The sequence below is a fragment of the Microbacterium sp. WHRI 7836 genome (genome assembly GCF_040223885.2).
GTDB lineage: Bacteria > Actinomycetota > Actinomycetes > Actinomycetales > Microbacteriaceae > Microbacterium > Microbacterium oxydans.
The window spans coordinates 644,491-666,149 of record NZ_CP168171.1 but is presented as its reverse complement, the minus strand read 5'-3'; the positions used below and the strand labels follow the sequence as shown (position 1 = coordinate 666,149).

Below are 21,659 nucleotides of genomic sequence, written 5' to 3'. Positions count from 1 at the left end.
GCCCCCAGTGTAAGTAAGGGCACCCTTACTTACAAGAGATGGATCCGATGCGGCGCTCCGTCTCGGCGCTAACGCGCTCTCCCTCACCTCGTCAACCACCTGTGCCGTGGCGCTCAGCGGGAGCATCCTGCTGGCGTGAACAGACCATCGTCACGCCGCGAACGCTTCCAGCCGCGGGCGGCCTCGATCCTCGGCGCCCTGCTCCTGGCGACCTCGCTCAGCGGCTGCGGCGTCACCGTGCCCGCCGACCCGGACGGAACGCTGAGCACCGTGTCGGGCGGCGAACTGCGCGTCGGAACCGCGCCGGACGGCGACCTCGTCCATGTCGACGGTGGTGCGCCGAGCGGGAGCATCGTCGACCTGGTGGATGAGTTCGCCTCGAGCATCGACGCAGAGACCGACTGGACGGTCGCCTCGGAGGAGACGCTGGTGTCGATGCTCGAGGACGGCGAGCTCGACCTCATCGCCGGAGGTATCACCTCAGACACCCCGTGGGTGGACAAGGCCGGCGTGAGCCGTGGATACACGCAGATCCAGGGGGCGAACGGTCGCGAGATCGTCATGCTCGTCCCGCTCGGCGAGAACGCGTTCCTGACGAAGCTCGAGACCTTCCTCGACGAGGAGGTCGGCGGATGACCGAGACCGGGCAGTTCGGGCGCACCACCCTGCCGCCGAAGCAGCAGCGCGCGATCCGCAGCGCGGTGAAGTGGGAGATCTTCACGATCGTCTACACGTCGATCACGATCGCCGTCATCGCTCTCGTGGTCGGGGGGTCGCAGGCGATGCGGACCGCGTGGATCGAGGACATGCTGTCGCTGATCCCGCAGATCGCGTTCCTCACGGCTCTGCTCCTCGTGCGGCGTCGACCGACAGGGAAACACCCGTACGGCCTGCATCGCGCCATGGGCGTCGGCCACCTCGTCGCGGGTGTCGCGCTCCTGGCCGTCGGTCTGAACCTCGCCGTCGAGGCCATCACCGGACTGGTCGCCGCCGAGCACCCGACGATCGGCACGGTGCAGTTGTTCGGGCAGACCGTCTGGCTGGGTTGGCTCATGGTCGCCGTGATGGTCGTCGTCATCATCGGCCCCGTGTTCATGTACGGCCCGGCCAAGTCGAAGCTCGCCCCCGTGCTGCACAACAAACTCCTCTTCGCCGACGCCGACATGGCGAAGGCCGACTGGCAGACCACGGTGGCATCGATCGTCGGGGTGCTCGGCGTGGGTGTCGGGCTCTGGTGGCTGGACGGCGTGGCGGCGCTCTTCATCTCGCTTGGGATCGTCTGGGACGGCTTCCGCAACACGAGGACGGCCGTGGTCGATCTGATGGATCAGCGCGCGCGCACCTACGACAGCAAGCACCCGCATCCCCTCGCCGCCGACATCGTGTCGTATCTGCGCAGTCGCCCGTGGATCGCCGAGGCAGGGGTGCGCATGCGCGATCAGGGTCAGGTCTTCCACATCGAGGCCTTCGTCGTGCCGCACCGACGCAAGGTCGCGCTGCATGATCTGACCGCGGTCGCCGAGGGGATCACCGACATCGACTGGAAGATGCAGGACGTCGTGGTGGTGCCGGTGGAGAGACTGCCCGACGAAGCGGACACCGGTCGATGAACGCCCAGCCGCCACTCAGCGCCAGCCCCTCCGGGCGGCCGTAGGCTGGGTGCATGACTTCTCCTGCCTCCGACACCATCACGATGTTCGGCGCCGACTGGTGCCGCGACTGCATCCGCACCAAGAAGCAGCTCGACGCGCTCGGGGTGGAGTACACGTATGTCGACCTCGTCGCCGAGCCCGCGGCCGCAGACGTCGCGAAGGAGATCTCGGGCCGTACCAACATCCCCGTCGTCGTGTACCCCGATGCCTCGCACCACGTGGAGCCGTCGAACGCCGACGTCGAGTCGAAGCTGCGCGAGCTCTCGCTGATCTGATCCGGCCGCATCGCGCCGCTACACTGGCGCGATGAGCACCGAGGCTCGGCCCGAACGAGCATCAGTCCGCCTGTCTCCCCGCACGATCGTGCTGTACGCGATCGGCTCGCTCGGCACCGGCGGCTATGCCACGTTGCCCGGGCTGGTGCTGACCTACTTCCTCACGGACAACCTCGGCGTCGCCGCGCTCGCTGCGGGGATGATCGTGACGGCCGCGAAGATCTGGGATGTGCTGATCGATCCGCTGATCGGTGCCGCATCCGATCGTCAGCTCGCCCGCACCGGATCGCGTCGCGGTTTCATGGTCACCGGCGCGCTCGCACTCCCCGTCTTCTTCGCCCTCACGTTCGCGGTACCGCCGTCGTGGGGTCCGACCGCCGGAGCAATCAGCGTACTGCTGGCCTTCCTCGCGACCGCGACGGCCTTCAGCCTCTTCCAGGTGCCGTACGTCGCTCTGCCGGCTGAACTGACCGGCGATTACGACGAGCGCACACGTCTGCTCGGGTGGCGCGTGGTCGTGCTCACGGCGGCCATCCTGCTGTTCGGCGCCGGCGGCCCGGCGTTGCGCAACGCCGGTGACGACCCCGTCATGGGCTACCTCCTGATGGGCATCGCCTCCGGGCTCGTGATCGGCATCGGGATGCTCATCGCCTCCCGCACAGCCGGCGTCGCCGCCGACCGCGGCACGGTCGCACCCGGCGCGGCCGTCGCCGCATCCACGTGGCGTGATCAGTACATGTCGGGCTTCCGGGCACTCGGACGCAGCCAGCCCTTCCGTGCGCTGCTGGGCACCTTCGTCCTGCAGGCCCTCGCGACCGGGACGATGCTCGCCGGCGCGCAGTACGTCGCCACGTGGGTGCTGCGCTCGGAGGATGCGGTGACGTTCGTGTTCGTCGCGCTCGTGGGCCCGGCGCTGCTCGCGACCCCGGGGTGGACGGTCATCGCCCGACGCGTGGGCAAGGAGCGGGCCTTCGCGATGGCCAGCGCGCTGTTCACGGCTGCTGCCGCATCGCTCGTCGTGGCCGTGTGGTCGCCCGGCCTCTGGATCTACGCCTCGGTCGCCGTCGCCGGCATCGCGTACGCGGGGCTGCAGTCGCTGCCGATGGCGATGCTTCCCGATGTGATCTCGCACGACGAGCGTACGAGCGGGGCAGGGCAGGCCGGCACGTTCACCGGCATCTGGACCGCCGGGGAGACGGTGGGGTTCGCCCTGGGCGCGACGGCGGTGTCCCTGACCCTTGCAGCGACCGGCTACGTCTCGACCGTCGCCGGCACCACCGTCGAGCAACCGGCGGCCGCGGTGACGGGCATCGTCCTCAGCTTCAGCATCCTGCCCGCCGTGTTGATGGCCGGCAGCCTGGTGACGCTCCGCCGCTACCGACTGCGCCGCGCGGACATCGATGCCCTCGAGACCTCCGACGCCTAAGCTGGGATCCCGTCCGAAGGAGACGTCGATGACTTCTGCGAGCACAACCGCCACCTCCCCAGCGGCCGCCGCTGCCACGTCGAAGGGTGCGCCGAAGGGTGCGCCGAAGAACGAAGCGCCGGGGCTGGGCGAAGGCGAACGGGAGCGGCTCGACACCGCTGTCGACGCCCTCCAGGTCGGAGCGCGCACGTGGTCGGCGCTCACGGTCGCCCAGCGGGTGACGCTGCTGCGGGCGGTTCGGACGAGCGTGGCCTCGACGGCGGAGGACTGGGCGAACACGGCCGCGTCCTCGAAGGGCCTGGACGCGCGCCATCCCCTCCGCGGCGAGGAGTGGCTGAGCGGTCCCTACAGTGTGCTCGGCGCTCTCGACGCCTACATCGAGACGCTCTCCCGCCTCGCGAACGGCGCCAACCCCCTCGACGGGATCTCCATCGATCGCGCACCGGGCGGACGCACCCGCGTACACGCCTTCCCCCTCACCGGCATCGACAGGTTCCTACTGTCCGGATTCACGGGCGAGGTCTGGCTGGAACCGGGGATCACCCCGGGAGCGGCACGCGCATCAGCCGGTCTCGCGCAGCGCACGCCCACCGAGTCGGGCGGCGTCGGCCTCGTGCTCGGCGCGGGGAACGTGACCTCGATCCCGGTGCTCGATGTGCTCTACGAACTGCTCGCCCACAACCGCACGGCACTGCTCAAGGTGAACCCCACGCAGGACGCGCTGGTGCCCGTGTACAAGCGCGCGCTCGCGCCCCTCATCGAGCCCGGCTTCCTGCGCATCGTCCGCGGCGGGCCCGCCACCGGCTCGTATCTCACCGGTCATCCAGGCCTCGTGCACGTGCACATCACCGGCTCGGCGGCGACGTTCGACACCATCGTCTGGGGCCCGTCGAAGGGTGACGGCGCATCCGCGACGAAGCGACGTCGACGCGAGAACCGTCCACTGCTGAAGAAGCCGATCACGGCAGAGCTGGGCGGCGTCTCGCCGATCATCGTGGTGCCTGGCGCGTGGACCGACGCCGACCTCACCTACCAGGCCGAGCACATCGTGACGATGCGCCTGCAGAACTGCGGTCACAACTGCATCGCGGGCCAGGTCGTGATCATGTCGTCCGACTGGGACCGGGCCGACGCCTTCCGCGCAGCCCTGCGACGTGCGTATGCGAACGCCCCCGAGCGCCCGATCTGGTACCCGGGATCACCCTCGCGGATGGAGCTCGCGACCGACGCCTACCCCGATGCCCTCGTGCTCGGCGACAGACTGCTCGTCGAGATCGATGCCGACGACGATCCGACCGCCCTGGAGAACACCGAGTACTTCGCACCGGTGCTGGGCGTCGTCACCGTGCCCGGCACGGGCCAGGAGTTCCTCGACGCCGCTGTCGCCCACGCGAACGACAGACTGCAGGGGACCCTCGGCGCGAACCTGCTGATCGACCCCGCGACCGAGAAGTCGCTCGGCACCGGCTTCGAACGGGCCATCGCCGCGCTCCACTACGGCTCCATCGCGATCAACGGCTGGACCGCATTCGGGTTCATCACCCCTACCCTCACCTGGGGCGCGTTCCCCGGCGGCACGATCGACGACGTCGGGAGCGGCATCGGCGTCGTGCACAACGCCCTCCTGCTCGACGGGGTCGAGCGCTCCGTGCTGCGTGGCCCCTTCCGCCCGTTCCCGCGGTCGCTCCCGATCGCGAACGGGGGCGGACGCCTCACCATCCTGCCGAAGCCGCCGTGGTTCGTCTCCTCGCGGACCGGCGCCGCAGTGAGCGAAGGGCTGACCCGCTATCGGGTGGACGGCCGCATCAGCGGACTCGTGAAGACCCTGACGAAGGCGCTGCGGGCCTGACGGTCAGCGCTCCGCGCGGGCGAATCGGTCCGTCGCCGCCCGGAGCGCCTTCTGCGTGCCGGGTTCCGTGGCCGCGTGGCCGGCGTCGTCGACCACGCGGAACTCCGCCTCCGGCCAGGCACGGTGCAGATCCCACGCGGTCATCATCGGCGTCGCGACATCGTGGCGCCCCTGCACGATCACCGTCGGGATGTGCCGGATGGCGTCGACTCCGGCGATCAACTGGCCCTCTTCCCACCAGCCCCGGTGGACGAAGAAGTGGTTCTCGATGCGGGCGAATGCCGTGGCCTTGTCGGGATCGGCCATCGCCTCGATCTGCGCCTCGTTCGGCGTCAGGGTGACGGTCGCCGCTTCCCAGGTGGACCAGGCGATCGCTGCCGGGACGTGCACAGCGGGGTCGGGATCGAACAGCCGGCGGTGATAGGCCTCGATCATGTGCGAGCGCTCCAGCACCGGGATGGGCTCGATGAACTGCTCCCAGAGATCGGGGAAGAGCGCCGCTGCTCCGCCCTCGTAGAACCACTCGAGCTCGACGCGACGCAGCGTGAAGATGCCCCGGAGCACCAGCTCGGTCACGGCTTCGGGGTGCGCCTGCGCGTAGGCGAGGGCCAGCGCACTTCCCCACGATCCTCCGAACACCTGCCACCTCTCGATGCCGAGGTTCTTACGCAGCAGCTCGATGTCGGCGATCAGGTGGGCCGTCGTGATGTAGCGGAGGTCGGCGTCGGGAGCACTCGCATGCGGGGTGCTGCGTCCGCAGCCGCGCTGGTCGAACAGCACGATCCGGTAGCGCTTCGGGTCGAAGAACCGCCGCTGCCAGGGGGACGTCCCGCTGCCGGGGCCGCCGTGGAGGAAGACCACGGGCCTGCCGTCAGGATTGCCGCTGACCTCCCAGTAGACGCGGTGGCCGTCGCCGACGAGCAGCTCCCCGGTCTCGTACGGCTCTATCGGTGGATACAGTGCATCCGTCTTCTTCATCATCGGTCCCCCGGCCGGTCGTGCTGACTACATCGTCAACGGTAGCGGACGTTCTCGCACCTGTCCGGTATCACGGATCCAGCTGATCGGCGGGCAGGGTCAGCACCTGCGCGCACACACCCAGACCGTTCTGGTAGCCCTCGGCGAACCATCGCTTCCTCTGTTCGCTGGAGCCGTGCGTCCAAGTCTCCGGATTCGAGAAGCCGGACTGCTCCTGGATGTGGTCGTCGCCCACGGCCTCTGCCGCGTTCAGCGCGTCCTCGATCTGCTGCTCCGTCGGCTTCTCCAGGTACGGATTGCCTTCGGCGTCCTCCTGCTCCGTCATCCGCCCGAGCCACCCGCCTGCGTAGCAGTCGGCCTGCAGCTCGATGCGCACTCCGTTGCTGCCGGGGCCCGTTCCGTTGTTCGGGTAACGGTCCATGTCGCCCGTGATGTTCTGGATGTGGTGCCCCCACTCGTGGCCCACGATGTATAGCTGGGCGAGATCACCGGCCGAGGCTCCGAACTGCTGCTGCATGAGCTGGAAGAACGTGGGGTCGACGTACACCTTCTCCTCCGGTGGGCAGTAGAACGGTCCGACGGCGTTGGAGGCGGTGCCGCACTGCGTCGAGGTCGCCCCGTCGACGACGATCATCTCCGGCGCGCGGTAGCCCTCGACGTTGTCGCTCCAGAAGGCATCGAGGGCGACCTGCGCACCCGCCATGCGGCAGTCGACGTTCGCGTTGGCATCGGCCCCCGTGTCGCAGTTCTCGATGGCCGATCCGCCGGCCGGCTCGGTGCCTCCGCTCGGAGCGCCGCCGCCGACCAACCCGCTGAGGTCGATGCCGAGCAGAGGACCGGCGATGAGCGCGATGAGCGCGAGCACTCCCACGCCGGAACCGCCGGCGATGGCCGCTGTGCGGCCGCGTCGACGCGTGGTGTTGCCCGAGATGTCGGCATCGGGATTGAAGGTCATGCGTCGAGATTACTCCGAGCAGAAGCATGTCGAACGGACGTAGGCTCGGGGCATGACGACCACGATCACCATCACCGGCGCGGGCGGACAGATCGGCTACGCACTCCTCTTCCGCATCGCGGCCGGAGACCTGCTCGGGCCGGACGAGAAGGTGCGGCTGCGACTGCTGGAGATCCCGCAGGGACTCGGTGCGGCGGAGGGCGCAGCACTGGAGTTGCAGGACGGTGCGTTCGGGTTGCTCGAGCACGTCGAGGTGACGGATGACGCGGCCGTGGGCTTCGATGGCGCCGACCTCGCGCTGCTCGTCGGCGCACGTCCGCGCGGGCCCGGCATGGAGCGCGCTGATCTGCTCGCGGCCAATGGCGGCATCTTCGGCCCCCAGGGTGCAGCCATCGCCGCGAACGCGGCCTCCGGTGTCCGGGTCACGGTCGTCGGCAACCCCGCCAACACCAACGCGCTGATCGCCGCAGCCTCCGCCGACGGCGTGCCCACCGAGCGGTTCACGGCTCTGACGCGCCTCGACGAGAACCGCGCGCGGGCCCAGCTCGCGCTGACCCTCGGCGTGCCGGTGCACACGGTTCGGCGGGTTCCCATCTGGGGCAACCACTCCGCGACGCAGTTCCCCGACATCTCGCATGCGACTGTCGGTGGCCGCCCCGTGCTCGAGCCACTCGAGCAGATCGTGGGCGACGTGACCACCTGGCTCGACGAGACGTTCATCCCTCGCGTCGCCAAGCGTGGAGCCGAGATCATCCAGGTGCGGGGGTCCTCGTCCGTGGCGTCTGCTGCCAGCGCGACGATCGACCACGTGCGCGACTGGGTACACGGCACCGACGACTGGACCTCGGCCGGCGTCGTCTCCCACGGTGAGTACGGGGTTCCCGAAGGCCTGATCTCGTCGTTCCCGGTGCGTTCGGTCGACGGCGAGTGGCAGATCGTCGAAGGGCTGGAACCGACGGACTGGGCACGTACCAGGATCGATGCCTCCGTCGCGGAGCTGGTCGAGGAGCGTGAGGCCGTTCAGGCGCTCGGTCTCTTGTGAATCCGGTCACCGCGACGCACGACGACAGGGCAGAATGGATGCCGGAGGTGCGCGATGAGCGAGACGATTGATCCCACGAAGACCACGGCATCGGTCGATGCGGCTCTCACGAGCCCCCTGCACCTGCCGCATGATGCCGCAGCGTGCCCGAAGTGCTTCACCGAGCTGCAGCAGAACCGCAACTTCTGGACGGCACGGCCCGACGGTTCGCGCCTGGTAGGCCTCGTCGTGTCGCGAGAGGGCATGCCGTCGGTCGTCCAGCAGCGCGAGGACCTCACTCGCTTCGGCGTGCCGATCGAGGGTTTCCGCCACCCGGCACCCGACATCCTGGAGAGCTGGAACGACCGCCTCGCCCGCCTCATCTCGACGCTGCGCACGGGCGACGTCGTCGTGGTCGTGAACATCAAGGCGCTCGGCCTCGACGCCGACGAGGGCGCACGCACCGTCGCCGAGCTGCGCAAGCACGGCATCATCGTCAAAGTGCTGAACCACGACGCCCGGCACCTGGCCGACGCGGCCGCCGCCCACTGACGGGCGACGATTCCTACGGCGTGGGCTTGGGCGTCGGGCCGAAGGCCGGCTCGCCGGGTGTCACACCGAAGAACAGCGGATCGCTCGGCGACTCCTCGCGCGGCAGGTACCCCTCGGAAAGGTTCGCATCACCGAAGAGCAGGTCCCCGAGCTCGTAACGGTCGCCGGGCCAGCACTTGGTCGTCGCCGTCACGAGCACGTTGCCGTTCGTGATGAACGTCACCGTCAACAACGAGAAGTCACCCTGCTCGCGCACGATCACATCACTCGACTGAGTCTCGCCCGACCCCAGATCCATGCCGTCGAGCTCGTAGCCCGCATCCGTGAGGTACTTCTGCACAGCGACGGATCGCTCGGCATGCTGCTCCGGGTCCACCTCCGTCGATCGGGCGAGAGAGAACTTGTAAGAACCGTCCGGGCATCCCGCCCCCGAAGGCTCCATGCCGAATGAGCCCCCTGGAGCCTCCCACGGGCCGTCGAAGATCAGCGCCTGGACGCCGTTCGTGACCTCCCGATAGTCGAGGTAGTGCTGCTTCGCCTGGGCGACGAGCTCGTCGCCGGTCGGGGTCGCCATGCCGTCTCCTTCATTCGTGCACCCGGTGAGGGCGAGCGCGAGCACCGCCACCGCCGCGGTGATCCGCCAGCGCTTCCCCATCCGCCCGCCCCTTGCTGCCGTTGCCACCACGGCTCAGTTCCACGCCTGGCCGTTAGCCACGATGTAGGCAATGTTACGGAAGGATTCCGAATCGCGAGCGAGGTACCCGTTGTCTTCTTCCCACCAGCCCCAGATACTGTTGCCGCCGTCGTGCGCCGCGTGGCCCGGGGTTCCGAGGCCGTCCTCGGTGCCGCCGCCCACTTTCGGCACGGTGCCGCCGTCGCTTTCGAAGCTGATCGCTCCCGGCAGCTCTTCGGGGTTGGTGCCGTGTCCGAAGGAGCTGTGCTCACCGTAGCGGGCGACCAGATCGCCGGGAGCCCGCGACGCGTAGATCTGCGTGCCGGAATAGTCCATCGGATCATCTCCGGTCCACGTCTGGTGGTAGCCGTCCGGCACTCCCGCCGAGCCGACCGCGATCAGATTGTCGACACCGAGGTTGTCTGGGGATCCACCAACCGCCAGGAAAGCGGTCGTGCTGCCGTACGAGTGCCCGATGACGGAGGTGGTGACGCTCGACGACACCTCGTTGTCGAGCCCTCGCAGCGTGGTGCTCAGAGTCGCGGCCCCCTCTGTGGCGCTGCCCATCGTGTGCTCGGTGAGAAGGTTGGGCGAGTCGTATCCGTACCAGGCGATCGTCGCCGACCTGGTCCCGTCGTTGTACCCGTCGGCGAAGAAGTTCAGGTCGCGTGCGCTCTGCCCCCATGCCTCGAGGTCTCCGAGGCCCGAGAACATCCCGCCGACGAGCACGTTCACGTTGGTGACACCTTTGAGCGGGTCGACGGGGTTCCCGTTCTCATCCTGAATGGTCACGCCGTACATGACGGCAGCGGTGGCTTGCGGCTGCTCGAACGGGTTGAACATCAGCAGCTGCCCCTGGAACCGGTTGATCTCGATACCGAGGTCCTTGAACTGCGTGTCCAACGGCTCGCCGTAGGGTCCGGCGTCGATCACTCGTTCATACGCCGTCCTGTTGGCGAGCATGCGGTCGAGGTAGGGCACGCCTTCGAGGTTTCCGATGAAGCCCGGATACGTGAGACGGAGCGCATCGCGCTGTGCATCGGTGAGACCGTCCCAGATCTCCGTGACCTCGGCAGGGGTGTCGGCGTTCGCCAGCGCGTCGATCGCCGAGAGGGTCGAGTCGCTGAGGGTCGAGCCATCCGAACGGACGAGTCCGGCGATCGCTGCACCATACGCCTCGTCCCAGAGCGCGTATGCGGCTTCCCAGCTCTCCCAGAGGCCTTCGAGGGCGCTACGGGTCGTGGCGAGCGAGCTCTGCGCGTCGGTGACGTCCTGTTCCGCGGTCGAGCGCGTGCTGGCGTCGTCGTCGGGGGTGCACATCTGCTGCTGGGACTGTGCGCTCTCGAGATCGGCGACCGCCGCCGCGTGCGCCGCATGCGCGGTCTCGATGTCGTCGATCAGGTCGTTCGCGGTTCTGGCGTGCGTCGCGACAGCCTCACCGTAGGCCCGCACGACGTCGGCGATGCGGCCGAGTGAGGCGATGGTGGGGTTCATCCGATTGGCGAGCAGCCCCGATTCACGCTGCACCAGAGTGATGCTCTGACCTCGCCCCTCGAGGCCGCCGTCGATGTTGCGCAGCACGATCTGCGCGTTCCCTCCGGCGTCCGTGAGCTTTCCGAGGTCGGCATGGATCCCTTCGAGCTGCCCGCTGTCATACTCGATCTCCTCGAGCGTCCACCCGCGGTTAGGAGAGGTCAGCGACATAGTCGGCATCCCATCCGCTGCCCAGCGAGACGTCGAGCTCTTCGAACGACTCGTTGATGCTCGTCAGCCGATCGGTGACGCCGATCCCCGCGAGATGCTGCGCCCGCGCCTCGAGCATCGCCTGCCCCAGCGCGTTCTCGAGCATGACCCGCAGGCCTGTGCGCCCCGCGGGATTGCCGACGCCCGTGTCGCGCGCGGCGATGTCATTGGCGTACATGACGTAGTCACCGATCGAGAAGCTGATCTGCAGGACGGCGCCTTCGAGTGCGCGCTTGTCGATCTCGACGTCTGACATGGCTTCCCCCCGGTTCCGCCGCGATCCACCATAGCCGGACGCTCGCCCTGCGCCGATGGGGAGAACTGCCCATCGGCCCGTGATCTCCGGACCACAAGGCGCGAAGAAGGGGCCGACGGCGAACCGTCGACCCCTTCCCGAAAGCGCGTGTCAGCTGCCGGCGAGCTGCTGATCCAGATCCTGGATCGCCCGCATCATCCCCAGCAGCGACTCCGACATGTCGTTGATGCCATCGACCGCCGTCTTCAGACCCGTCGTCAGCTCCGTGTACCCCTCACCGAACTTCCCCGACGCATGCTGCGTCTTGAAGTCATCACCCAGAAGAGTGTCGACCTGACCCTTCAGCGTGTCCAACTGCCCCTGAATGTCATCACGAGCCTGCGACAGCGAACCCGCCACCTGCTCCATCTCCGCATAAGACGCACCGAAATCGGCCATCGTCCACACCTCCGCAAATCGAGAGAACCGGACCCCTCCGGCCCGAATACCCCCACCCTACGCGGCACCCACGAACACCGTCGATGGGGACAACTCCCCATCCACCCAGCGCGTACGGGATCAGCGGCGGACGAACACGGATCGGATCCGCACCCACAACGGATCCGCCTCCGACAAACCGGAGACGAGATGCATGACTCCCCCGACCTGCCCGAGGCCCGCCGCCAGAGCGATCACTCCGACGGCAGCCGAGGCCGCCGTCATCGAGGTGACTCCGGCTCCCAGATCACGGACGAACAGGGCGATGCCGCCGACGGCAACCAGCAGGGCGAGTGTTGCGGAGACGAGTCGCACGAAGAGGCGCGGTTCGAAGTTCGCGGTGCGCGCCCGGAGCCAACCACCCGCGCGGCGCTGCCGCCCGCCTGTCGTGTACGGCAGACGAAGCCACCAGGAGGCAGCCGACAGGATCCGCCGACCGCTCCACCACAGCGCGACCAGGACGGCGAGTCCGGCCAGTGCGACGATCACCGCGGTCACGATCACCGCCAGGTCGACCGGGGCGAGCGACCCGCCCAGCATCCGCACGGCTTCGATCATCCCTGCCGTGACGAACGCGCCGCCGATCGCGAGCGCGAAACCCAGGAGGCCCAGACCCCAGCGCGACCAGCGCTCGAAGTCCGTCCGCAGCACGGCGGCTGCACGATCCGCATCCACCGGACGAGCGTCCTGCGTGCGCGCCGCATCGATGAGGGGTCGCGACTCGGGTCGGATCAGCGCAAAAGCCATCGGCCCAGGTTATTCGCCGTCCAGCGGCGCCTCGAACCGTGCCCCCTTCGGGGGGGCTGACGAGCTCGATCAGCCGCGGTCTGCCTGCTCCTCAGCGGTCGCCGGCACCGCGGGCTCCTCGGCCAGCTGCTCCCAGGCGAAGGTCGAGATCATGGCGTCGCTGAGCAGCTCGATGCCGTCGAGCACCTCTGCGGGGATCACATCGCCGTCGGGGATCACGATGGTCGACGTGAAGACGAGCGCCTTGCGACGCAGCGTTCCCGGCACCGGGATGATGTAGGTCAGGGTGCGTCCGCTCACGCCGTCGATCGCCTGTGCGCCGGCCGGACGCTTCGTCTCCGCCGACCACCTGACGATGTGCTTGAGGTTCTCGTCGAGGAACACCGCCCCGCGCGCGCGGAACGCCTCCGTCACCCAGGCGTCGAGGTTCTCGCCGTCGGGCGCGTCGAGAGCGGATGCCGTGATCGACAGCGGCAGCAGCTCCTCCATCGGCACGTCCTCCTGCCGATAGATGGCGAACACCTTGGTGCGCCGCATGCCCTGATTGGCCTGGGCCATCATCGTGCGGAACTCCGCATCCAGGTCGGGGCGTCCCGCCTGCATGAAGATCGCGCTCGCCTTGCGCACGTCCTCCTGCTGTCCCGCGTTCGTCGGGAGGTGCGCCTTCCACCCCGGGGGCAGCACGAGCCGGAAAGCCGGGATGCCGAAGCGGAACTCCACGCCGAGGTCATTCATCTCGTTCATCGGGTGGTACTCCTCGTGTCGATCGTGAGGTCGGCAGTCACGCAGGCCGGCCGCTCGGCAGGGTGATGCCGGCGATGATCTTCGGGATCTGCTCCTCCATGAGGGCGAAGGGCTCGAGCGTCGACCCCATCGCCTCGATCATGATCGCAGACTCGCCGTCGCTGAGCATCACCGTCCAGTTCGCGATGGGGCGCGCCTCCCCGTCGTCGAGGAGCACGGCGGACGTGCGTCGCAGAAGGAAGCCCTTGCCATGGGAGTCAGTCTCCAGTGCCGTGAGTTCGGATGCCGTCGAGTCAGGGAGGGTGGCGATCTCGGTCAGGATGGCAGGGATGTCCAGGTCGGCGGCGGCGGAGACCGTGATCTCGATCAGGACGTCGCTGTACGCCCCGCGGGGGACGAACCACAGTTGCACGGCGGCGTTGCCGGCGAGGCCCAATATGCCCTCTGCCGTGAAGGCGAGCGCCTCGCGGTCACCATCGGTGAGCGGGGAACGTTCGGCGTAATGCTCGACCGCGGCCGACACCCATTGCTCCCCGATGCCCGGCTCACGCCGCAGCAGATCGGCTGCAGGCAGCGGGATGTACCACTCCGCGTCGTAGGCGAAGTCCCATCGCGACGCGCCGTCGGAGACCGGCACCGAGGTCATCGGGTGAGACCGTTGAGCATGCTGGCCGGCGACAGGCCACCGGAAGGACTGCCGCCCGCGAGAGCCACACCCTTGTCCGCCCACTTGTACACGTTGTAAGCCTGCTCGAACAGGTCTGGCGCCGGAGCCTTCGCGAGGCTGGAGAGTGCATCCGGCAGCTGGTTGATCAACCGATTCCCGTATCCGGTGCCCGCCGCGACCGCCTCCTGGAACGAGACGGTGAACGACCGGTTGGCTCCGCCGAGGAAACGCTGACCGAGCCCCGCGAGGGTGAACGGGCCCGTCATGCGCGTCCGAGAGGCGTTCTGCACGAAGTTCGCGAAGTTCGCCTTGCTCATCACGCCCCAACTTCCCTTGGGAGCCGCGGTGATCCCACGAATGTTGCGGATCTGGCCGAGCGGCCCGGTGAGCTGCTTCGGAATCGCCTTGAAGAACTTCCCGAGCCCCTGCCCAAGCTTGCCGATCGGAAGCACCCCGATGATCGACATCGCGAGATCACCCCAGCCCTTCCGTCCGTCGAACATCAGGGCGACGGTCAGAGCGAGCGCGATGACGCCGACCACGAGTGCCGCGATCGCGAAGAAGGGCCCGCCGATGATGAGTCCGAGCACGGCGATCGCGAGCCCGATCCAACTCACCCATTCGGCCACGACCGCGAGGACACCCGCGATGTTCTCCCACGTGGAGTCCTCGCCGATCTTGTTGGCATCGGTGAGGCCCGACACAGCGGTCTCATAAGCGGTGTGCCAGGTGTCGTACTCGCCGTCGAACGCATCGAGGTTGTCGTTGTGCGTGGTCTCCGCGGTGCTCAGGGTCGATGCCGCACCGGAGGCGGCGTTCGCGAGATTCGTGCCGGCTGTCGTGTTCGCCGCCGCGTCCTCTTCCGCCGGCGGGTTCAGCCGCGTCGACGTGTTGTGCGCCTGAAGCGCGTCGGCGGCGTCGGCGGCGTTCGACTGCGCGGTCTGCAGCTCGGTGAGGCTGGTCTGGCAGTCGGCCACGATGGTGCGCATGCGGCTCTGCGCGGTCTCGAGCGCCGTGGCGTAGTTGCTCAGCGTCGTGCCTGCGGGCTTGTAGCGGCGACCCGCCTCGTCGAGATCCTTGTGGACGTCGTCGACGACGTCCTTGATCTTGTCCATCGCGTAGCCCTCGCCGTCGATGGAGCCGTCCTTGATCCCCTTGAGCGTCGCGGCGGCACTGACCATGCTGTCGCCCAGTTCGACGATCTTCGTTCCCCGGTCGGCGATCGCCACGGCATCCCCTGCCACGACCTCGACGTCACGCCCCTTGTTCGTCTGCATCTGCTTCTCTCCCCTAGACCGCTGCCGGCTGACGTCCGGCGCCCGGCGCGCTACCCGAACCCGACTGCTCCATCGACGTCGCCATCTCGGTGTCGAGGCTCATGACCTCGTCAACCGTTCCCTTGACGCGATCGGCGACCTCTTTGAGCTTGGTGAGCAGCTTGTCGCGACTGTCGTTCCAGCTGCCCTCGAAGTCGTGGCAGCGATCCTTGAGCCGTCCGTCGCCGTAGGGCCTGCCGACGGCGTTCTCGACGTCGTCCTGCTTCGCCGCGGCGGACTCCAGCTCGGCCACGATCGCCGTGAGCTTCTCGCTGGTCGTCTGCAGATCACTGATCGGCACGAGCATGCGTTCGCCTGCCATGGTCCCCCTCCTTCTTTCCCGGACGCTACGACGTTACTGGGAAGGGCGGCACGACGCGATGGGGAGTACTCCCCATCTGCCCGCGCCTCACACCCTCCAGCTGCTGTTCTTGCGCTTCTCCAGGATGCGCTCGGCGATCTTGATCGTGTCGGCGATCGACAGGAGGGAGAGTTCCGTGAGCGCCGCTGCACCGAGACCGCGCCTCTGCGCCTTGGCGGCGGTGGTCCGGACCGCAGGGCGCGCCTCCCGCGAAAGCATCTCGGCGAAGCTCGACCAACGGCGGAGGTCGAGCGTCGCCAGCTCGACGCGGTGGGCGCGGCGGAGACGCGCGAGTCGACGTCCGCCAGCTCTGCGCGTCGCGCTCGCCTCGTCGGCCGTGTAGTCGCCACGGCTCTGGGCCACTTTGGCCTGCTTCTGCGCAGTCGCCTCGATTACCTGCGTGACCTCCTCCGCGTACTCGGGCATCGACCGCAGCAGTCGCCGCTCCTCGGCCACCCAGCGCCGCAGGAGCACATCCCCGCACTCCGGACACAGCTTCTCCGGCATGACACCGTCGACCGCATAGCCGCATGCGCAGTCGATACCGCCGCGCTGCTGCGCCCGATGCGGACGTCCGCCAAGCCTCGCCCGCAGGAGTGAGGCTCCCACCGCGCTGCGCCCGAGCTCATCCGCCAGGAACCCCTCGCCGCTTCTGCGCTGCATGTCGGCGACCAGCAGCTCCCAGCGCTCCTGGTCAGCCGGCCGGATCAGCGGGCGGGCGGAGTTCGCGTACTCGTCCAGCACCGCGGTGATCTCCGCTTCCTGCGCGGCCCGCTTCAACGCGGTCGCGGAGGTGGCTCCCGGCCAGGACGGGAACGCGATGTGGGCCGCGAGTTCCCGCATCCGCGCATCACCCGAGACTCCCGCTGCCTCATGCAGCGCGGCCAGGGGCGCATTCGCCTCCAGCACACCACGTTCGAACTCCTCGACAGCCTCAGACGCACTCATGCTCCCAGGGTAGACGCCCCCATGCGACGAAGAGGGCCGACCGTTATGGTCGACCCTCTTCGTGAAACGCCTCTGTGCCAGCGGGTGGCGCTGTGTGTCAGCTGCCGGCGAGCTGCTGGTCCAGATCCTGGATCGCCCGCATCATCCCCAGCAGCGACTCCGACATGTCGTTGATGCCATCGACCGCCGTCTTCAGACCCGTCGTCAGCTCCGTGTACCCCTCACCGAACTTCCCCGACGCATGCTGCGTCTTGAAGTCATCACCCAGAAGAGTGTCCACCTGACCCTTCAGCGTGTCCAACTGACCCTGAATGTCATCACGAGCCTGCGACAGCGAACCCGCCACCTGCTCCATCTCCGCATAAGACGCACCGAAATCGGCCATCGTCCACACCTCCGCAAATCGAGAGAACCGGACCCCTCCGGCCCGAATACCCCCACCCTACGCGGCACCCACGAACACCGTCGATGGGGACAACTCCCCATCCACGATTGCGGCCGTCGTCTACCCCTCGACGAGCGGCAGCTGCACCGTGACCTGGCGTCCGGCCTGCACGAAGATGCCTCGCCCCTCGGGGAAGTCGGTGCGCTTGACCTTCGGGAACGGCACCTTGAACACCGCGTCGCCGTCGAAGGAATCGGGCTTGAGGATGATGCCCTTGCGCCCGGCCTTGAAGTCGCCGATGAACCCGAAGCCGCTCGTGACCTGCGTGACGTCGGCATCGCCGATGAGCAGGTGGTCGCTGCGGTTGATCGCCTGGAAGAGGGCCTTCATCTCGCGCTCGGCCGGGCTGTCGGCGAACTGGGGCACGTCTTCGACCACGATGAGCACTCTCGTCGGGAGCGAGTCGTCGGCGATCAGCTCGGTGATCTCCTTGGCGAGCTCCTTCGCGTCCTCCGGCGTCACGGCGCTGCGCGTCCAGCTCGTGTAGTCCTTGAGCTGGGCACGACGGCCTCCGAAGTGGAACAGCACGGTCGCCGGGTCGAGTCGCCGCATCGAGGTGATGAGCGACTTGAGGGCGTTGGTCTTGCCCGACGACGGCGGACCGGCCACGACGAACGTGCCGACCGGGTCGAAGTCGCGCGCCGCCAGGGTGTCCTCCGCGACACCGAGCACCGGGAACTCGCCCAGGCGATCGGGCAGGTCGCGCACCGACAGGCGGGTGGGCAGCGCACCGATCTCGGGCACCTCCCTCGCTCCCGCCGCACGCAGCCTCTCGGCGACGCCCTCGAGCAGCTTGGTCTGCTCCGCCACGTTCGGGGTCCCGCCCAGCGTCGCGATCTGCGTCTCGCGGCCGTCGACGATGGCGCGACCGGGTGCGGAACGCTCGTCCAGCACATCCTTGGGCGCGTTGAGCATCGCATACCCGGACTCATCCGAGAGGCGCAGCACCACGCGCCGCGAGACGTTCGCGCTGACCGCTGTGGGCACGGAGCCGGAACGGTCAGCGCTCGCGATCACGTGCACGCCCAGCGGGCGACCCTCGCCGAGGATGCGCATGAAAGTCTGGTAGAACGGCATCCGCGCGGTGGTCGACTCCCACTCGCTGCGGAACTGCGGGAAGCCGTCGATCAGCAGCAGGATGCGCGCCTCGTCCCGCCCGGTGAGCTCGCGGTACTCGGTGAGGCTCGAGGCGTTGGCGGCGCTGAAGCGCTTGCCGCGGTCATCCAGCACCGCGGCCAACGAGCGCAGCACGCGCTGCACGCGCTCGGAGTCGTCGCCCGAGATGATCGAGCCGACGTGCGGGAGCATCTCCAGGCTCTTGAGCGAGCCGGAACCGAAGTCGAGTCCGTACACCTCGACGTTCGAATGCGCGGGATCGAAGCCCGCCGCGATCGCGATGGTGCGCAGCACGGTCGATTTGCCCGACCCGCTCGTGCCGTAGACGAGGAGCGAGCCGTCCTTGTCGGGGTGGAAGTACGCCGGCTCCTGCAGCTGCCGCTCCGGCACGTCCATCTTGCCGAGCAGCACCTGTCCGTCGCCGAGCACCGGGAGGTCGCGCATGTCGACGGCCCCCTCGAGGTCGTCCAGCCACGGACGTCGAGGCGCGGGGATACGGGCCTCTCGTGCCGCGTTCACGAGCGTCGCCACGATGCGCTTCTGGTCGTTGGGTCCGAGATCCTCGTCGTGGGACTCGGACTCCGGAGCCTGCTCGGCCTCCCAGGTCTGGATGGAGCCGAACCGGAGTTCCGCCACCTTCACCTCGGCGACCTGCGCCTCGTCCGTCGTCCATCCGCCGGCGTAGGCCGACTGGAACGGCACGAGGCGTCCCGGACCGGTCTTCGCGATGCCGCGCCCCGGCAGCGAGGGCGGGAACGTCGCCGCCACCGGATCGTCGACGACATCCTTCGAATCGGATTCGTCCGCCATGCGCAGCGCGACGCGCAGGTTCGTGTTCGCCCGCAGATTGTCCTTGATGACACCGGCCGGTCGCTGCGTCGCCATGATCAGGTGGATGCCGAGGGAGCGACCGCGCTGGGCGATGTCGACGACGCCGTCGACGAACTCCGGCACCTCTCCGGCGAGCGCGGCGAACTCGTCGATCACGAGCACGAGCGCTGGCGGAGTCTCCGGGTCACGCCGCTTCTCGAGTTCGAGCAGGTCCTTGGCCTTCTTGCGGTTGAAGAGGTGCTCGCGGTGGTGCAGCTCGGCGCGCAGGCTGGTGAGGGCGCGACGCACCAGGTGCGGGCTCAGGTCGGTGACCAGGCCCACCGTGTGCGGCAGGTCGACGCAGTCCGCGAACGCGGAGCCGCCCTTGTAGTCGACGAAGAGGAAGGTGACGCGATCCGGGCTGTGGGCGGCTGCCATGCCGAGCACCCAGGCCTGCAGGAACTCGCTCTTACCGGCACCGGTCGTCCCGCCGACGAGGGCGTGCGGACCCTGGGTGCGCAGGTCGAGGGTCATCGCGTCGGTCTGCGACTGCCCGATGATGGCGCGCAGGTTCCCCGCCTTCTTCAGCCGGGCCTGCGGGGCGCCGGAGCGGTCGATGATCGTGTTGTTCTGGCGCCAGCGGTCGATCACCGCGTTCGCGTCCTCCGCGACCTCGGTGCCCACCAGGGAGAGGAAGCTGACCGAGTTCGGGATGTCGGAGGAGTCCTCGATCACGGTGCTGGAGTCGACGACGGGGGCCAGCCGCTTGGCGAACATGGTCATGTAGGCATGCGAGACGCCCTCGACCTGCACTCCGCGATAGTCCACGCCGCTGCGGACCGTGCCGACCACCGCATCGCCGAGCCCTGCGCTCACGTCGACGAACGTGCGGCACGCGGCGGGCAGCGCCTCGACCACGGGAGCGACGAACAGGGCGTACACGCCGACGTCGGCACCGCGTTCCAGGATCTGGGTCAGCCGGGCGCGATCGACAGGAGCATCGTTCGTGATGATCACGAGGATCGCCGTCTGGCCGGGGAATGTCGCGTCCTCGGCGGCGCGCTTGACGTCGGTGCCGTAGCGCATCGGGTCCCAGTCGGCGCCGTACGGGGGCCGGGCGGACTTCGACTCCCGCGAGCGACGCAGGACGATCTCCTCCAGGCCGCTGAGCAGTGCCGTGCCGGTCGAGGCGGAGTCTGCCAGAGGCATCTCCTTGAACGGGTTGCGCTCACTGGAGGTGTGGGGCAACCACTTGAGCCAGTCGAGCTCGTTGGCCCAGCCCGGCTCGGTCAGCGCGACCGTCACCAGCTCGTTCGGCGAATGCGTGCCGAACAGCTGCACGGCGATGCCGCGGAGCGCGTCGCTCGCCAGCGATGTGGGACCGGCGACACCGATCGACCCGACGCTCTGGAGCGACTCCAGGATCGGCACGTCGTCGATCATCCGGTACCGCTCCTCGAGGCGGTCGACGCGCTCGACGTACTCGACGAGCGCGTCAGGGCTCTCGGTGCGCTTGATGCGCGTGCGCGCCTCGCTCTCGCAGACGCCCAGGCGCATCGCGAGGAAGTTCCAGTGCTCGGGGCGTCGCGTCCACAGCAGGGGTCCGAGCCGCATCGCCTCGTCGAACACGACGGCGACGGCCGGTACCTCGTTCTGCCGCACCTCCCGCTCCCGCGGGTGGGAGTGGTAGAGCGTCTCCTCCAGGCGTTCGAACTGCTCCTCGAACGACTCCGCCTCCTTGCGCAGACGCTGACCGAGGTTGGTCTTCTGCGAGATGAAGTTCCCGAACATCATCATCGGCGACGCGGCCGCGATCAGGAGGGATGCCGGACGCTGCGTGATGCTGAACATCGTGACGGCCAGCAGGATCGGAGCGACGAGCATGGGCCAGGGGAACAGCCGGGACGGCTGGTCGCGGGGGTAGCGCGGTTCGTCCAGTTCCTGCCCGGTGAAGCGCTCCTCGACGCGCGGGCTGCGGTTGAACATCAGAGCGCCTCCGCGCTCGAGCACCGGGTCGCCGCTGGCGGAGCCGTCGAAATCGCTCACCATGTGCACGACGAACTCGCAGTCGCCCAGCACGAAGCTCTGTCCCGGGATGACCCGGAGCCGCTGCACGAGTCCGCCGTCGACGAGGATGCCGTTCGCGGAGTTCAGATCGACCAGTTCGACGAAGGTCGCCGCGACCTCGATGCGGGCGTGCCGCTTCGAGACCAGCGGGTCGGCGATGGTCACATCGTTCGCGGCGTCGCGTCCGATCAGGAAGTGACCGATCGGCAACGGGAACTCCTGGCCGGCGGCAGGACCGGCGACGACCGTGAGGACGGCGGCCGGGTGCGTGCCCGCCCCGCCCACCGACGCCCGATGGGATCCGACGTTGATCACCTCGGCGAGGAACCCGGAGCCGATCGGGGCATCGCCCACGAGCAGGTCGGGGTTGAGCATCGTGAGCTGCTCGCTGGTCGGCGGGGCGACAGACAGCGTGAGCACATCGCTGGGCGCCGCCATGATGCTGCGCGCGGGGTCTGTCGTGGCGATCTGCCGCGCCACGTCGGCGATCGTCGCCGTCGAGTCGGCCATCACGACCACGTCGGTCAGGGGTGCCGCGGGTCGACGCAGGGTCAGCTTGACTCTCATCGCTCGTCCTCACC

At 68.5% G+C, this 21,659-nt stretch carries 21 protein-coding genes; 7 read left to right on the top strand and 14 right to left on the bottom strand.

What is annotated here, in order from left to right; genetic code table 11:
- Positions 1 to 135: 135 nt before the first annotated feature.
- From ABRP18_RS03085 to ABRP18_RS03065, 5 genes are read left to right on the top strand one after another with little or no spacing between them, the layout of a single operon-like run.
- On the top strand, positions 136 to 636 hold the full coding sequence (locus tag ABRP18_RS03085; RefSeq protein ID WP_231589635.1) for a hypothetical protein: 501 nt from the start codon (positions 136 to 138) through the stop codon (positions 634 to 636).
- Positions 633 to 1,610 carry a cation transporter gene (locus tag ABRP18_RS03080; protein WP_349885516.1) on the top strand — a complete coding sequence of 326 codons (978 nt, stop codon included), beginning with the start codon at positions 633 to 635 and terminating at the stop codon, positions 1,608 to 1,610. Before ABRP18_RS03085 ends, ABRP18_RS03080 begins: the two co-directional genes overlap by 4 nt.
- Positions 1,611 to 1,663: 53 nt before the next feature.
- Positions 1,664 to 1,927: a glutaredoxin domain-containing protein gene (locus tag ABRP18_RS03075; RefSeq protein ID WP_017831447.1), complete on the top strand. Its 264-nt coding sequence runs from the start codon at positions 1,664 to 1,666 to the stop codon at positions 1,925 to 1,927.
- Between the two features lie 31 nt (positions 1,928 to 1,958).
- Positions 1,959 to 3,353: an MFS transporter gene (locus tag ABRP18_RS03070; RefSeq protein ID WP_349885515.1), complete on the top strand. Its 1,395-nt coding sequence runs from the start codon at positions 1,959 to 1,961 to the stop codon at positions 3,351 to 3,353.
- Positions 3,354 to 3,381: 28 nt separating this feature from the next.
- Positions 3,382 to 5,202: an aldehyde dehydrogenase family protein gene (locus ABRP18_RS03065; protein ID WP_179516339.1), complete on the top strand. Its 1,821-nt coding sequence runs from the start codon at positions 3,382 to 3,384 to the stop codon at positions 5,200 to 5,202.
- 3 nt (positions 5,203 to 5,205) lie between these two features.
- Here the strand turns inward: ABRP18_RS03065 and pip are convergent, their stop codons facing one another.
- Complete coding sequence (pip, locus tag ABRP18_RS03060; RefSeq protein WP_179516338.1) at positions 5,206 to 6,183, bottom strand: prolyl aminopeptidase; 978 nt, start codon at positions 6,181 to 6,183, stop codon at positions 5,206 to 5,208.
- Between the two features lie 67 nt (positions 6,184 to 6,250).
- Entirely contained in the window at positions 6,251 to 7,135 is an 885-nt protein-coding gene (locus tag ABRP18_RS03055; RefSeq protein ID WP_113681748.1) for a neutral zinc metallopeptidase, read from the bottom strand.
- A gap of 52 nt (positions 7,136 to 7,187) precedes the next feature.
- Here ABRP18_RS03055 and ABRP18_RS03050 point away from each other — a divergent pair, with 52 nt between their 5' ends.
- Both ABRP18_RS03050 and ABRP18_RS03045 read left to right on the top strand, forming a co-directional pair.
- Complete coding sequence (locus ABRP18_RS03050) at positions 7,188 to 8,177, top strand: malate dehydrogenase (protein WP_349885514.1); 990 nt, start codon at positions 7,188 to 7,190, stop codon at positions 8,175 to 8,177.
- 54 nt (positions 8,178 to 8,231) lie between these two features.
- A complete protein-coding gene (locus tag ABRP18_RS03045; RefSeq protein ID WP_058631563.1) occupies positions 8,232 to 8,708 on the top strand; it encodes a dehydrogenase in 477 nt (158 codons plus the stop codon).
- Between the two features lie 13 nt (positions 8,709 to 8,721).
- On the opposite strand, the gene ABRP18_RS03040 is transcribed toward ABRP18_RS03045, so the two are convergent.
- From ABRP18_RS03040 to ABRP18_RS02985, 12 genes are all read right to left on the bottom strand, one after another.
- Complete coding sequence (locus tag ABRP18_RS03040; protein ID WP_058631564.1) at positions 8,722 to 9,363, bottom strand: hypothetical protein; 642 nt, start codon at positions 9,361 to 9,363, stop codon at positions 8,722 to 8,724.
- A 33-nt stretch (positions 9,364 to 9,396) separates the two neighbouring features.
- Positions 9,397 to 11,085, bottom strand: a complete 1,689-nt coding sequence (locus ABRP18_RS03035; RefSeq protein ID WP_061015507.1) for an alpha/beta hydrolase — start codon at positions 11,083 to 11,085, stop codon at positions 9,397 to 9,399.
- Positions 11,066 to 11,380 carry a hypothetical protein gene (locus ABRP18_RS03030; protein ID WP_113681302.1) on the bottom strand — a complete coding sequence of 105 codons (315 nt, stop codon included), beginning with the start codon at positions 11,378 to 11,380 and terminating at the stop codon, positions 11,066 to 11,068. Before ABRP18_RS03030 ends, ABRP18_RS03035 begins: the two co-directional genes overlap by 20 nt.
- Positions 11,381 to 11,530: 150 nt before the next feature.
- Entirely contained in the window at positions 11,531 to 11,818 is a 288-nt protein-coding gene (locus ABRP18_RS03025) for a WXG100 family type VII secretion target (protein ID WP_052748607.1), read from the bottom strand.
- 120 nt (positions 11,819 to 11,938) lie between these two features.
- Positions 11,939 to 12,604: a hypothetical protein gene (locus ABRP18_RS03020; RefSeq protein WP_113681303.1), complete on the bottom strand. Its 666-nt coding sequence runs from the start codon at positions 12,602 to 12,604 to the stop codon at positions 11,939 to 11,941.
- Between the two features lie 69 nt (positions 12,605 to 12,673).
- A complete protein-coding gene (locus tag ABRP18_RS03015) occupies positions 12,674 to 13,348 on the bottom strand; it encodes a hypothetical protein (RefSeq protein WP_046746665.1) in 675 nt (224 codons plus the stop codon).
- A gap of 37 nt (positions 13,349 to 13,385) precedes the next feature.
- A complete protein-coding gene (locus ABRP18_RS03010; RefSeq protein WP_349885513.1) occupies positions 13,386 to 13,994 on the bottom strand; it encodes a hypothetical protein in 609 nt (202 codons plus the stop codon).
- Positions 13,991 to 15,292 (bottom strand): hypothetical protein, encoded by a 1,302-nt coding sequence (locus ABRP18_RS03005; protein WP_058631569.1) that lies wholly within the window; start codon positions 15,290 to 15,292, stop codon positions 13,991 to 13,993. Before ABRP18_RS03005 ends, ABRP18_RS03010 begins: the two co-directional genes overlap by 4 nt.
- 13 nt (positions 15,293 to 15,305) lie before the next feature.
- Positions 15,306 to 15,653 carry a hypothetical protein gene (locus ABRP18_RS03000; RefSeq protein WP_046746669.1) on the bottom strand — a complete coding sequence of 116 codons (348 nt, stop codon included), beginning with the start codon at positions 15,651 to 15,653 and terminating at the stop codon, positions 15,306 to 15,308.
- A gap of 87 nt (positions 15,654 to 15,740) precedes the next feature.
- Positions 15,741 to 16,640: a hypothetical protein gene (locus tag ABRP18_RS02995; protein WP_113681305.1), complete on the bottom strand. Its 900-nt coding sequence runs from the start codon at positions 16,638 to 16,640 to the stop codon at positions 15,741 to 15,743.
- Between the two features lie 97 nt (positions 16,641 to 16,737).
- Positions 16,738 to 17,025: a WXG100 family type VII secretion target gene (locus ABRP18_RS02990; protein ID WP_052748607.1), complete on the bottom strand. Its 288-nt coding sequence runs from the start codon at positions 17,023 to 17,025 to the stop codon at positions 16,738 to 16,740.
- Between the two features lie 120 nt (positions 17,026 to 17,145).
- Positions 17,146 to 21,645 (bottom strand): FtsK/SpoIIIE domain-containing protein, encoded by a 4,500-nt coding sequence (locus ABRP18_RS02985; protein WP_349885512.1) that lies wholly within the window; start codon positions 21,643 to 21,645, stop codon positions 17,146 to 17,148.
- Positions 21,646 to 21,659 lie beyond the last annotated feature (14 nt).